Genomic DNA, 12,971 nt, shown 5'->3' with positions numbered 1-12,971 from the left:
GCAATTCCTCCTGTGAATTAATGAGATGTAATGGCGGAATCGATATCCCGCAGATGATGACGGCGCACCAGCAGTACCACGACTCCAACCAGAACCATTAATGCACCAAAATAAAACGGCGTTTCTGGCAGGAACCACTCGGACAATTTACCCGCAAGCCATGGAGCAAGTGCACCACCCAGGAAACGAACGAAGCTGTATGCAGCAGAAGCAACAGAACGCTCCACAGGTGCAGCTTCCATAACAGCCGTTGTAATCAATGTGTTGTTAATCCCAAGGAAAATCCCCGCTACAATGACTGCCACAATAACGGTAGTTGGTGAACCCATCACCGTACCTACTGCCATAACAACCAGATCAATCGCGAACAATGTAAGCATGACACTCATCGAAGGAACCGATCCGAATCGGCGTTGTAACCTTGGAGCTACAAATACCGACGTAATTGCCAGCATCAGTCCCCAGCCAAAGAATACATAACCCAAGCCGTGCTCATCCAGATTCATGACATATGGTGAATAAGCCATCAAGGTAAAGAAACCAAAGTTATACAGGAAGGCGGTAATCGCCAATGTTTTCAGTGAAGGATAACTTAATGCTTTAAACGGATCGGACAAAGAACTGCGTGTTTTCGGTTTGGCCATCTTGGGCAACATAAATGTAATGCTGATAAAGGCAATCGCCATCAGAACAGCCACCCCATAAAACGGGCCACGCCAAGAGATGGAACCTAGCTCACCACCAAGCAGCGGTCCAACCGCAATCCCGAGACCAAGCGCTGCTTCGTACAAAATAATAGCTTTGGCTGTCCCCGACGTGGACAGTCCCACAATGGCAGATAACGCCGTTGCGATGAACAAGGCATTACCCAGTCCCCAACCGCCACGGTAACCGACCAGTGCACCTACCGTGTCTGAGGTACCGCCGAGGAACGAGAAGATAATAATCAACAATATACCGCTGAGCAGCGTCCACTTCACACCAATCCGGCTGGATACGACACCCGTAATCAGCATCGCTACCCCGGTTACAGCGTTATAACTGGTAAATAGCAGTGACACCTGGCTTTTCGAAGCATGCAGCTGATCTGCAATCGCGGGCAGGATCGGGTCAACCAGACCCAGACCCATAAAGGATATGATACATGCAAAGGCAACCGCCCATACCGCTCGTGGTTGGGATAACAGGCCCCCACGTGATGACGGCAATTCGTCCGGTAATGATGGCTCTCTTTTCATACGTAATTCCTCCTGTGAATAATTTATGTGGTGAAACTTTTCATTTGAAAACAACCGTGAAAATAATGAAAACATTCTATACATTTTCAGAATTAGAGGTAACAAAACGGCACAAATGACACCGAAACATCCGGTGTTTGTACAGGATCGCCACAGGTACTATGGTGCTCACTCCATGTAGCGATTATGTGTATACAGTTTTGTTTATTTGAAAATAGATACTAATTCGGTTAGCCGTTTTCATTATCCTGCGGATCATGTGCCTGTAACTTCTGAATACCGCTCCGAACGCGTTCACGCAGCTCTTCCAGTTCAGTCTGTACGGCAAGTATGCTCTGAAGTTTCTGCTCAATCAGTTGCAGCTGACCATCCAGCGTTGTTTCCATCGCGGTAAGCTTCTCGATCCGTTCTCTTACTTCGGTCGTCTGCTGGTAGTCAAAACGTTGTTCGTTCAAGGCATCTGCTGTTGCCACATAGGTATGTAACTCCTGAAGGGAGAATCCAAGTACCTCTTTGGCGCGAACCACCTTTTTCAGATAATCGATATCCTCCCGAGTGTACAACCGCGTACCGCCATCTGTCCGCTGAGGTGAAGGCATGACACCAATCTCTTCATAATACCGAATGGTTCGTTTGGTCAAACCACATTCCTTGGCTACGTCGTCGATTTTATATAAACTCATTTCCCTCACCTCTTCCATATGTCTATAATGTTATGTACATAATTATATATAATATTAACGTTAACGTCAACGTTAGATTTTGTGTATGAAGTCTTAGCGAGTTTAACATCCTCTACAGTTTCTATTTCAACAAAAAAAGACCCGCTTCACACGCGAGTCCTCTTCTCTAAACCTATTCCCTAATCTTACCTTAAACGTTCTGCTCATTCTGTTGCTGTTGAGCACGCTGCATTTGCTTCAACCGGCCTTCAACTCTGGTAAACAATCTGAACGTATAGAATCCTGTAGCAACCAGACTCAGCACCAAAGCTCGTACATCTGTAAGCCAGAAACCAATAATGCCGAATATCGTGATAATCACACCAAATTGCATCATCAGATTGGCGCTGTAACTTTGCGCTTCGTCCCATAACTCGGGATTACTCATTGCACGCGGGGTCCGATACCCATATATCCCGTTAATCATTTTCGGTGGTTTTTTGAACACCATCAACCCCAGAATGAAATAACACACTCCAATGATGATCCCTACTACTGCTCCTGTCAAAACGTTCTCCCCTTCACTGTTGTCTTCCATAGACCTGCTCACACTGACACTCCGATGACAGAATAACCTGCGATGGTAGCTTCGCTTCTTCAGGTCATCTCTGTCCTCTCCGTTCTCGTGTAAATGTCTGGTTAGACTTATCTACATAAAAATATAAAAACGGCTCTACGTATATACGAAGAGCCGCCTGGATCGTTTCGTAAACTTAGATATTCTTCACACGAAGTACACGCATGGCGTTCAGGACAGCCAGCACCGTGACACCGACATCCGAGAATACCGCTTCCCACATGGTAGCTATGCCAAACACACCGAGTAACAGGAAGATCGCTTTAACTCCCAGAGCAAACGCGATATTTTGCCATACAATCATTCGTGTACGCTTAGCAATGCGAATTGCACTCGCAAGTTTTGACGGTTCATCGGTCATGATGACCACATCTGCCGCTTCAATCGCGGCATCTGAACCAAGTCCACCCATGGCCACACCCACATCGGCGCGTGCCAACACAGGTGTATCGTTGATACCGTCACCGACAAACACCATTTTTTCCTTCGGAGATTTGGCAGCTTCCAGTTGTTCCAGTCGCTCGACTTTATCCTGTGGCAACAATTCAGCGTAGACCTCATCCACACCCAGCTCACGTCCTACCGCTTCACCTACGGCTTTGGCATCACCTGTCAGCATGACCGTTTTGCGGATGCCGAGTTTCTTCAGCGCCTGAATAGCCGCGGCTGCGTCATCCTTCACTTCATCGGCAATGATCAGATGACCAACATACGTGCCAGCTTCAGCCACGTGGACTATCGTTCCAGCCGTCTCTGGTGTGGTATAGGTTATACCTGCCTGCTTCATTAATTTGGCGTTGCCTGCCAGCACTTCCCGACCATCGACGCTCACCTTAATCCCATGTCCGGCAACTTCGTCATAACCTTCAACACCTTGCGTGGGAATGGCTTTGGCCCAAGCTGCGCGAATGGATTCAGCAATCGGATGATTGGAATTGGCTTCGGCAATGGCTGCAAGCTCCATCAGTTCTTCTTCCGTGCGTCCACCTTCGGGATGAATGGCTGTTACTTTGAATACACCTTTGGTTAGTGTACCCGTTTTATCAAAAACAACAACTTTCACATCGTTCAACGCTTCAAGGTAGTTACTGCCTTTGACAAGAATCCCGTTACGTGAAGCTGCTCCGATACCACCAAAGAATCCAAGTGGAATAGAGACCACGAGCGCACAAGGGCATGAGATAACCAGGAAGACCAATGCACGATAGATCCAGTCAGCAAATGTTGCACCACTAAGTATCAACGGCGGAACAAATGCAATCACGGCTGCAAGGATAACAACAACCGGTGTGTAATAACGAGCAAATTTACTAATAAAATGTTCTGTTTTCGCTTTCCGACTGCTCGCGTTCTGCACCAGGTCCAAAATCTTGGATACCGTTGATTCACCAAACGTTTTGGTTACTTCAATCGTCAACATACCATTCTTGTTCACAAATCCACTCAGTACATCACTTCCAGGCTCCAGCTCACGAGGTACGGATTCACCTGTCAGAGCAGAAGTGTCCACCATGGAACGCCCAGCTCTAACGATACCATCCAGTGGTACTCGCTCTCCTGCTTTCACGACAATACGATCACCAATCCGTACGTCTTCCGGAGATACACGACGGGTCTCGTCACCCGAACCCGTCAGGATATTCGCGTAGTCCGGGCGAATGTCCATGAGTGACTGAATCGACTTACGTGACCGATTAACCGCCATGCCCTGAAACAGCTCCCCGAGCTGATAAAAGAGCATGACCGCTACCCCTTCCGGATACTCTCCAATGGCAAAAGCACCCAAGGTAGCGACGGACATCAGGAAGTATTCATCGAATACCTGACCGCGGATGATGTTTTTGGACGCCTGGAGCACGATATCTCCCCCGGCAATCAGATATGCGAGTGCATATAGAGTAAACTGTGCCCAGCCCTCCAGCGGCGACCAGATCGCAGCTGCGAGCAACACAGAACCTGCAGCAAGACGAGCAAGCAACACTTTTGTCTGGCCTGCACCATGTTCATGCGAGTGGCCTGCATGGGCATCATCATGGGTATGGCTGTGATCATGCCCAGCATGACCCCCGTGCTCATGTGTATGATCATGGTCATGTGCGTGACCATGTTGATGTTGATCATGAGTATGCGAGTGTTTGCCATGTGAATGTGAATGTCCATGATCATGTCCGGTATGGTCATGACTGTGGTTATTTGCACTACCTGTACTCCCTGTATGGGTGTGCACATGTCCGTTCACGTGTTTTCCTTTTTCCGAAATGCGAATATGCGGCTCCAGCCGAAGCACTTTGCGTTTTGCTTCTTCCACTACCTGTTCATCCATATCGGAAGTGGTGTGTAGCGATAATGTTTTGGTAACAAAATTGACAGAGCATTCGTTAATGCCCTTAATTTTTTTGACGCCATTCTCAATCTTCAATGCGCAGTTCGCACAATCCAGTCCATCAAGCAGCAGTTCCCTTTTCACCTGTTCCTGTCCGGTTCCCATGTGAATTCTCCCCTTTGCAGTACAAAAACGATGTTATATTTCAATTGTATTCAATATATGATCACTCATTCATATGTTTGGTTACCCCTATTATATGCACGCCTAAACATGAGTGTCAACAATCGTTGTTGATTTTTCATACAGATTATGCTAATAGTAATCATTTCGCTTTAGGCGGGTTTTGGATATAATAGAGCTATAGTTAAACTTTTGCATAAATCCGAACCAGTGAATTCCAATCAACAACAATTAGATCGAAATGGTTTTATTCGTCTAGTTGTTGTACTTACCAAATGGTTAAATCGAATTATGCAAATGTTGAGTTAACATAGGCGGTGATAGGAAATGGAACAACCGGTTAAAGCACCAAGCGAATGTGATGCAGCCTGCTCAGGTACTGAAGCCGACGTGCAGACGATTCGTACTTCACTCATAGATCGGGAGACGTCTTCCGAGATGGCAGATTGGTTCAAGGCATTCAGTGACCCCACACGTCTACGTATTATTGATGCGCTGTTACAGAAGGAATTATGTGTTCATGACCTGACGGTTCTGCTCGACATGGGACAGTCGGCCATTTCACACCAGCTGCGTTCACTCCGCAACATGCGGATCGTCAAGCGGCGCAAGGAAGGTAAGACCGTGTACTACTCTCTGGATGATGCTCATATTGAGCAGATTTTCCTGCAAACGCTCCAACATATTAAACACAGCTAGGCAGCAGCCAAGCTTGTTCATGCAGAAGAACCCCCGCCTTCCGGCTGTATGCCGATGGACGGGGGTTCTTCTTGGTAAGGGTACCGTTTTATACAGGATACAAAGTGACTATATCTTCTGATTAACTATCCATTGGAGCTTGCCACTTTGGTCATAAAAGATTGTTCTTGTTCGGGTCGTACAGGCCCGATCTGTCCTTGAACCAGTTGAAGATATGTGATACACATACTTTGAGCACCGCGTATCCTGGAACAGCGAGCAGAATGCCCACGACTCCAAACAGATTACCCGAAGTCAGAATGACAAAGATAATCGTGATAGGATGGATCTTCAGCGTTTTGCCCATGATCTGTGGTGAGATGAATTTACCTTCAATTAACTGTACGATCGTCCATACGGCAACCATTTTCAGCAGCATCACCGGAGAAGTGACGAGTGCCACGATCAATGCTGGTGTAATCGCAATTGCAGGTCCCAGATACGGAACAACACTTGTGAACGATGCGATAATTGCAAGAATCAATGCATAATCCAGACCAATAACCATATAACCGATGTAGAGCAGAATACCGATGCAGAAGCTGACGATAATCTGTCCACGAATGAATGAACTGATCTGGTGATTGATGTCTTCCAGCACATGCATTGCGCCCGTACGGCTCTTGATCGGCAGGAAAGACAGAATTTTCGCTGGCAGCTTCTTGCCGTCTTTCAGCAGATAGAACAGAATGAATGGAACCGTTACGATAGACAGCACGGTCTCAGTGAAAGCTCCGAGGAATCCGCCCAATTTGGTCCAGGTCGAGTTCAGAATTTCAGTAGCCTTTTGGGAGATTGTTCCCCACCAGTCCTGCGAATTCAGATTCACCGTTTCCTGGAACTGACCGAACAATTTACTGCCCGTAAGCTCCTCAAACTGCTGTTTTACCGTCTCACTGTAGGTTGGGAAATTTTCAATCAGCCCCACAATCTGGTTACGCACAACCGGAATGACCGCCAATACTACGACTGTCAGAATGCCTCCAATCGCAAGATACAGGATCAGAATGGACCAGCCGCGCTTGATTTTCCACCTTTCCATCACGTCCACAATCGGATTCAGCAGATAATAGAGTATGCCTGACAGAATAATAGGTAACACAATTGTTTTGATGAGTACTGCGAGCGGATGAAGAACAAAGGATACTTTGGTCAGAACCATCACGTTCAGTCCCACCAACAGCAGAATCAGCAGAAATAGAACAAACTTGTTGTTAAGAAAAAATCGCTTGAACCGCTCCGGCCAAACGCGGGGTTGCTCAGGTTGCTCCATAGGCGTGTCGTCCTCTCTTATGACTCTTAATCAAAACTAAACTATAAAGCTAAATAAATGCCCACACACGAAAAAAATACCTTGTACAAGCCAACATATGTATAACACTCTGGATTTATACGTATGGTGCTGATTAACCGTTTCAAATTAAACCGGTAAAGTCATTTTACCCCAAAATGAGTCTTCTGCCCCACACGAATCATTTGCAAATTCTCCCTATTCAAAAACGGCTCGCCTCACTGGGAGACGAACCGTAAATTTGTAGCTATACCCTACCATTAAGCCAGCTTTAACGCTGAAAATAAAGATTAAGCTTTTCCCGCCAATTGTGCGATTAACTCATAGGAATGCAGACGTGCCTTATGATCATAGATCATCGACGTAATAATCAGCTCATCTGCCTGTGTCTGCCGAATGAAAGATTCCAACTGTCCACGTACGGTTTCTGGTGAACCATTAACAGCTGCCTTCAGCGTCTGCTCCACACCAGCTTTCTCACGATCCGTCCATTTGCCTTCCATCTCTGCCGGAGGCTGTACCAATCCCGTTGTGCCACGAATAATGTTCAGGAACTGCTGTTGCATCGTTGTACCCAGCCATGCTGCTTCCTCGTCTGTATCTGCAACAACAGCGTTAACACCAACAATCACATGTGGCTCCTTCAAGCTTTCAGATGGTTGGAAGTTGTTTCGATACGTCTCTAATGCGATCCGAGTATAATCGGGCGAGAAGTGGCTGGCAAAAGCAAACGGCAATCCCAGCTGACCTGCCAGACGTGCACTGAAATCACTGGACCCCAGGAGGTAAATTGGAATATTCAATCCTTCTCCAGGAACTGCGCGAACAGGCGCATGATAAGATGTCGCCGAAGCATCAAAGTATGCTCTGAGTTCTGCCAAAAGCTCAGGGAAATCTTCCCCACTGTTCAGATCTTTACGTAGTGCAAGCGATGTACGGCGGTCACTACCTGGTGCGCGACCCAGTCCCAGGTCAATTCTGCCAGGATAAAGGGATTCCAGAGTACCAAACTGCTCAGCGATGACAAGCGGTGCATGGTTAGGCAACATGATGCCTCCTGAACCCAGACGAATCGTTTTGGTTCCACCAGCCAGATATCCAATAACAACCGAAGTTGCGGAAGAAGCAATACCCGGCATGTTGTGATGTTCAGCTACCCAGTAACGATGATATCCCCAACGCTCTGCATGCTGTGCCAGATCAAGACTGTTGCGCAAAGCATCAGCAGGTGTTGCACCCACAACGACGGGAGCCAGATCCAGGATGGAAAGCTTAACGTCATTAATATGTTCTTTATGGGATGAAGCCGTATTTTCTGTAGTCATTATCGTTTAATCTCCTCGATGATTATATTTTTGTATATCCAGATATATAGATTAATTAAATCACAACTGGATATGGTGATGTGTTCATAAACTAGCCGTTTACATCCGGACGGAATCCCTGCCTGCATATGCATCCTAGCTTCCGTTCCGGCATCCGGCTTATAACTCGTTCTGTACGTACTCGGCAAACTGACGTATCGTCTCCTCGTTGCGCCGATAATACGTCCATTGTCCTCTGCGCTCGGAGAGCAGCAACCCTGCCTTGAGCATAGTCAGCAGATAACTGGATATAACCGACTGAGCCAGTCCAGCCTTCAGTTGAATCGTGCCAACACAGATTCCGTTCTTGCCACCATCCGGATGCTGAGATAGTTCCAGCGGTGGGAAGTGTTGCTCCGGGTTTTTGAGCCACAACAGGATTTGTCTACGTGTCTCGTTCGATAATGCTTTAAATATAAGTATAGGTTCCATGGGTACGATTATACCCCCTTTCATCCATTTTGCAAACACATGAACAAACAAACCGACTCATGATCGAGTCGGTCTGGTATCATATGGAATCCGTATCTGGATTCAACATCCATATTAGAAATTGGTTGTAATCGTCTGTTTAACCTGATCCAACATGGCTTGATATGCGGGTGCATCCAGATATCCAATACTACCGAAGAGCAGATGATCTACGGCTTCAATACCTACAAAATCGAAGATGCCTACGTCTGAAGTTAATTTCAGTCCAGCAGTCATGCCAATCTGATCATAAATTTCACTTGGTGTACCATGTGTGTTGATGATGAGTCCTTTTTTGCCTGTCAGCAATTTCTCGATTCCCGCTTCACCTGCTGCATATGCAAAACCATAGGCGAATACACGGTCAACATATCCTTTCATAATGGCAGGAAGACCTGTCCACCAGATCGGATAGATGAATGTGATAACTTCTGCATCCGTAACAAACTGTTGCTCTGTTGCGATATCCTGTGGTGTCTGTCCTGCACGCATGGAAGCTGTGTCAGCTTCAGTCAGTACGGGTTGGAATCCAAGTTTGTACAAGTCACGAACGTCTACTTCATGGCCTTGAGCTTTGAGAGCTTCTACAGCAGTATTGAGGATTGCGTTATTCAAGCTGTCTGTGTGCGGGTGAGCATATACGATAAGATGTTTCATAGTGTGAATCCCTCCAGGTTTGGTTTGAGTTAGGTTGCGAAAATGGGGTTACATTGATACGCTCCCGCATACATAGATATCTATGTATATGGGCAAAAAAATATTTGGGCTCCTCCGCCTCCACCCCAGTCAAATCTGAAAGGGTTGCAGGCAGAAGAGTTCATTCATTATAACTTTCGGACAATAATGGATAACAAGCTCTCCAATTGCTCCGACTGTTCATCGGACAAGCTACTATAGATGATGTCATTAATCTGCTCTGATACCTGATGGAAGATCGGTTCGAGTCGCTTCCCCTGTTCGGTTAGGCGAATAATCGTCACCCGGCTATCTTCCGCACTCTTGTTGCGTTCAACATAGCCAAGCTTCTCCAGCTTGTTGACCAGTACCGTTACCGTTGGTTGCGTGCGTTGAACACGTTCAGCCAACATCTTGATCGACAGCGTCTCTTCCCGGTATAAGAACATCAATACATCTCCATGAGAAGGAACAATCCCTGTTACCTCATGCTGTTCCAATTCGTGTACAATCCGTTTGTTGACATGGTCTCTGATTCTTGCAATCAGTGCAATTGCGTTGTATTTAGGCATGACCTCATTATAAATAGACATCTATGTATTTTCAAGTTATTTTATATAAAAAGAAAAACAGCCCTTTCCATCCTGCTAACATGTGGAAATATCGGGCTGTTTCGATTCTACTTTGATCCTGATCTATAATGTTAGATCTTAGCTAATCGTTTTTGAATTCATGTTGGATTCATGCTGAATTCAGTTAATCCATTGCGTGATTTTCTCAACGGATTGTCGGGACTTCTCACGCTGGGGCTCCTCTGCCCGATAACCGAAGGCTGCCATCATGGAGACGCCCCATGCGCCATTTTCAAGCAAGCCCTCTTCTTCCATAATACGGTGGACGCCCTCACGGCTGAAACCTTCGATTGGACAAGAATCAATCTCGATCTGAGCTGCCGCCGTCATCATGTTGCCGAGTGCAATATAAGTCTGTTTAGATGCCCAGTCAAATAATGATCGTGGATTATCCAGAATCTTCTGGTTATTTTGAAACTTTCCATAAGCCTCACTTGTTAGCTCAAATACGTTATTTGGCATTCCCTTTGTTTCCTTCAACATGTACTCCGCATAGGGAGAATTATAACTGGCATCTGATCGGGCCAAAATAACAACAAAATGGCTTGCTGTAGCCAATTGCTTTTGCGCGCCGGAAGAGACTTCGGACAGACGCTTACGCAGGTTTGGATTTTGTACAATCAGAAACTTCCACGGTTCAAGGCCAATGGAACTTGGAGATAATCTGCCTGTTTCCAATATAAATTGGAAATCCTCATCCGAGATTTTGCGGGTATCATCAAATATCTTTGTTGCATGCCGGAAATGATACGCCTTTAAGATGTCTTCCTTTGTCTTTGACTTTGCTGTAACTTCCATGGAGCTCCACGTCCTTTTTATAACTTTTTTATGTTGAACAATAATGTTTAAGTGGTTTCATCTCAAGTATTATTTTAGGCTCTATATGTATAAATTAAAAGTACGCACATTATTGTTTCTTGGTTTATAAAAGTAAGTATTGATGAAAGACAGCAATAATCCACTGGGCATACATGGCCCTAGTGGATTATCTATGACTCTTTTCTTTTAAATCTTGAAATCTTGAACCAGCTTATTCAAATTTAATGCACTATCCTTGACTTGATCAGATTGTTTAACTACTTCCACAGATTGCGCAGCAGAGGCAACCATATGTCCTGCGATTTCCTGACTGGATGCGGCTGATTGTTCACTGGCTGATGCAATTTCGTGAATGGAGCCCACTAGTATTTTGATATTTGCAGTCACTTGTTGTGAGGTTGCATTGAGATCTTTAACTGCATTGGCATGATCAAGGGAATCGACATAATACTGTTCAGCTGTATCCTCCAATAATTTATAATCTTTGCCAACCTGATTGAACATAAAGGATAGCAACTCTTTAGCATTCGAGGACAGATTGGTCACAGACTGCATAACTTCTTCCGTGACCTGCTGAATTTGATCGGCAGCCTGTCTGGAATCATCAGCCAACTTTCGAATCTCGCTTGCAACAACCGCAAAACCTCTACCTGCTTCTCCAGCCCTTGCAGCTTCAATGGATGCATTGAGTGCAAGCAGATTAGTCTGCGCCGTAACATCCAAGATAGATTGAGATAATATACCAATCTGATCTACAGCTGTTGCACGTTCCAGCGCTTCTGACATCTTCTTACTCGTATGATCATACATGTCTATGGCTGCTCGGCTCGATTCGCGGGCTTCCTGCTTCAACTTTTCAGCCTTCGTGCTGGTCACATAGGCGGACTCTGCTTGTTTAGATGTCTGTTCCGATATATATTCAGCTCCCTGTTGCATCTCCGCAGCCGAATGATTCATATTTTCCGTATGGGCTGAAGCCTCTTCCATTGCAGCCGAGAGCTCTTCAACTGTAGCTGATACTTCACGAATTCGTTCATTCAGACCAGCCATATTCTGGTTGGTAAGATCGCTAACCTGGTTGATATGATGAGATTCCTGAACTACACCACGAATGACATTTGTTGTGGAATCGGTCATTGTACGAATAGCTCGTGCGATGACACTTATCTCATTATTTCCCTGTGTTAGATGCGGATCTAAGGATGCCGTTAAGTTGCCTTGTGTTATTTCTTCACAATAACGGGTGATAGCTTTCATTCGTTGACGTATACTGCGAATCACTACAAATGAAATAAGAATGAGTGCTGCAAGTGAAAACAAAAGAACCGAACCGAGTACCAATGCTCGTTGCTGAATTACTTCCTGTGTATCCGCATAGAGCTTGGCTGACTCTTCTTCGTTATGCGCACTCAAAAGGGTGATCGTCTCCACAATCGCTGTACTGCTTTTGTTAATTCTTCCTCTCTCTTCACTATCGTAGGTGCCCGACATCTTTTTGGTATCCATGATTTGCTCAATATCCTGATAATATGTATCCATCTTTGTTGCCAAATCTGCAAATATCTCTTTTTCTTTGGTATCCAATGTTCTTGCTGAAAATTCATTCAAGCCATCCGTGATACTCTTCTTACCTTTCTGAACCTGATCGTACTGTTTGTCTGTATACTCTGCATTATCAAGAACCTTTGTATAATTGGCACGCATATTATAGAAATTACTTTTCAATTCAAGAACATTGGTTTGATGCTGGAAGCGGTCATTGTAGAGGATACCTTGTCCCGTTTTTGCTTCGTTCATTCCGAAAATCCCAATCAGAAAAACAGTAAACAAGCCGATTAGACTAATCACAGTCATGATGACCATCGTTGTTGTTAATTTCATATTTTTGAGTTTATTTCCTTTCTTATTTTTTGGCTTAGACTGAATTGACATGATTAT

At 45.4% G+C, this 12,971-nt stretch carries 12 protein-coding genes; 1 reads left to right on the top strand and 11 read right to left on the bottom strand.

The features are described from left to right. Positions 1 to 17: 17 nt before the first annotated feature. From NST38_RS03325 to NST38_RS03310, 4 genes are all read right to left on the bottom strand, one after another. Entirely contained in the window at positions 18 to 1,238 is a 1,221-nt protein-coding gene (locus NST38_RS03325; protein WP_036614180.1) for an MFS transporter, read from the bottom strand. A 230-nt stretch (positions 1,239 to 1,468) separates the two neighbouring features. Beyond that, positions 1,469 to 1,921 (bottom strand): helix-turn-helix domain-containing protein, encoded by a 453-nt coding sequence (locus NST38_RS03320; protein ID WP_341343776.1) that lies wholly within the window; start codon positions 1,919 to 1,921, stop codon positions 1,469 to 1,471. A 190-nt stretch (positions 1,922 to 2,111) separates the two neighbouring features. After that, a complete protein-coding gene (locus NST38_RS03315) occupies positions 2,112 to 2,498 on the bottom strand; it encodes an SdpI family protein (protein WP_051449564.1) in 387 nt (128 codons plus the stop codon). Between the two features lie 175 nt (positions 2,499 to 2,673). Then, entirely contained in the window at positions 2,674 to 5,025 is a 2,352-nt protein-coding gene (locus tag NST38_RS03310) for a heavy metal translocating P-type ATPase (RefSeq protein WP_076254777.1), read from the bottom strand. Between the two features lie 345 nt (positions 5,026 to 5,370). Here NST38_RS03310 and NST38_RS03305 point away from each other — a divergent pair, with 345 nt between their 5' ends. Continuing rightward, positions 5,371 to 5,742, top strand: coding sequence for an ArsR/SmtB family transcription factor (locus NST38_RS03305; protein WP_036614212.1), 372 nt, complete (start codon positions 5,371 to 5,373; stop codon positions 5,740 to 5,742). Between the two features lie 151 nt (positions 5,743 to 5,893). Here the strand turns inward: NST38_RS03305 and NST38_RS03300 are convergent, their stop codons facing one another. The 7 genes from NST38_RS03300 to NST38_RS03270 form a co-directional block, all read right to left on the bottom strand. Further along, on the bottom strand, positions 5,894 to 7,054 hold the full coding sequence (locus tag NST38_RS03300; RefSeq protein WP_036614215.1) for an AI-2E family transporter: 1,161 nt from the start codon (positions 7,052 to 7,054) through the stop codon (positions 5,894 to 5,896). Between the two features lie 308 nt (positions 7,055 to 7,362). After that, positions 7,363 to 8,397: an LLM class flavin-dependent oxidoreductase gene (locus tag NST38_RS03295; RefSeq protein WP_017690813.1), complete on the bottom strand. Its 1,035-nt coding sequence runs from the start codon at positions 8,395 to 8,397 to the stop codon at positions 7,363 to 7,365. 159 nt (positions 8,398 to 8,556) lie between these two features. Next, positions 8,557 to 8,868, bottom strand: a complete 312-nt coding sequence (locus tag NST38_RS03290; RefSeq protein ID WP_017690814.1) for an ArsR/SmtB family transcription factor — start codon at positions 8,866 to 8,868, stop codon at positions 8,557 to 8,559. A gap of 114 nt (positions 8,869 to 8,982) precedes the next feature. Further along, the gene (locus tag NST38_RS03285) at positions 8,983 to 9,564 is read right to left on the bottom strand and encodes an NAD(P)H-dependent oxidoreductase (RefSeq protein ID WP_076254780.1); all 582 of its coding nucleotides are present in this window, start codon (positions 9,562 to 9,564) and stop codon (positions 8,983 to 8,985) included. Between the two features lie 167 nt (positions 9,565 to 9,731). Then, on the bottom strand, positions 9,732 to 10,154 hold the full coding sequence (locus NST38_RS03280; protein WP_076254782.1) for a MarR family winged helix-turn-helix transcriptional regulator: 423 nt from the start codon (positions 10,152 to 10,154) through the stop codon (positions 9,732 to 9,734). 180 nt (positions 10,155 to 10,334) lie between these two features. Next, entirely contained in the window at positions 10,335 to 11,012 is a 678-nt protein-coding gene (locus tag NST38_RS03275; protein ID WP_036614223.1) for an NAD(P)H-dependent oxidoreductase, read from the bottom strand. Positions 11,013 to 11,219: 207 nt separating this feature from the next. Further along, complete coding sequence (locus NST38_RS03270; protein WP_282319506.1) at positions 11,220 to 12,914, bottom strand: methyl-accepting chemotaxis protein; 1,695 nt, start codon at positions 12,912 to 12,914, stop codon at positions 11,220 to 11,222. Positions 12,915 to 12,971 lie beyond the last annotated feature (57 nt).

Source organism: Paenibacillus sp. FSL H8-0104 (genome assembly GCF_038050215.1).
Taxonomy (GTDB): Bacteria; Bacillota; Bacilli; order Paenibacillales; family Paenibacillaceae; genus Paenibacillus; species Paenibacillus amylolyticus.
This window is presented reverse-complemented; position numbering and strand designations above follow the sequence as displayed.

What these genes read in the sequence shown, in the direction of transcription:
- NST38_RS03325 (WP_036614180.1), bottom strand. Translation starts at nt 1,238, where the DNA reads ATGAAAAGAGAGCCATCATTACCGGACGAATTGCCGTCATCACGTGGG.
- NST38_RS03320 (WP_341343776.1), bottom strand. Translation starts at nt 1,921, where the DNA reads ATGAGTTTATATAAAATCGACGACGTAGCCAAGGAATGTGGTTTGACC.
- NST38_RS03315 (WP_051449564.1), bottom strand. Translation starts at nt 2,498, where the DNA reads ATGGAAGACAACAGTGAAGGGGAGAACGTTTTGACAGGAGCAGTAGTA.
- NST38_RS03310 (WP_076254777.1), bottom strand. Translation starts at nt 5,025, where the DNA reads ATGGGAACCGGACAGGAACAGGTGAAAAGGGAACTGCTGCTTGATGGA.
- NST38_RS03305 (WP_036614212.1), top strand. Translation starts at nt 5,371, where the DNA reads ATGGAACAACCGGTTAAAGCACCAAGCGAATGTGATGCAGCCTGCTCA.
- NST38_RS03300 (WP_036614215.1), bottom strand. Translation starts at nt 7,054, where the DNA reads ATGGAGCAACCTGAGCAACCCCGCGTTTGGCCGGAGCGGTTCAAGCGA.
- NST38_RS03295 (WP_017690813.1), bottom strand. Translation starts at nt 8,397, where the DNA reads ATGACTACAGAAAATACGGCTTCATCCCATAAAGAACATATTAATGAC.
- NST38_RS03290 (WP_017690814.1), bottom strand. Translation starts at nt 8,868, where the DNA reads ATGGAACCTATACTTATATTTAAAGCATTATCGAACGAGACACGTAGA.
- NST38_RS03285 (WP_076254780.1), bottom strand. Translation starts at nt 9,564, where the DNA reads ATGAAACATCTTATCGTATATGCTCACCCGCACACAGACAGCTTGAAT.
- NST38_RS03280 (WP_076254782.1), bottom strand. Translation starts at nt 10,154, where the DNA reads ATGCCTAAATACAACGCAATTGCACTGATTGCAAGAATCAGAGACCAT.
- NST38_RS03275 (WP_036614223.1), bottom strand. Translation starts at nt 11,012, where the DNA reads ATGGAAGTTACAGCAAAGTCAAAGACAAAGGAAGACATCTTAAAGGCG.
- NST38_RS03270 (WP_282319506.1), bottom strand. Translation starts at nt 12,914, where the DNA reads ATGAAATTAACAACAACGATGGTCATCATGACTGTGATTAGTCTAATC.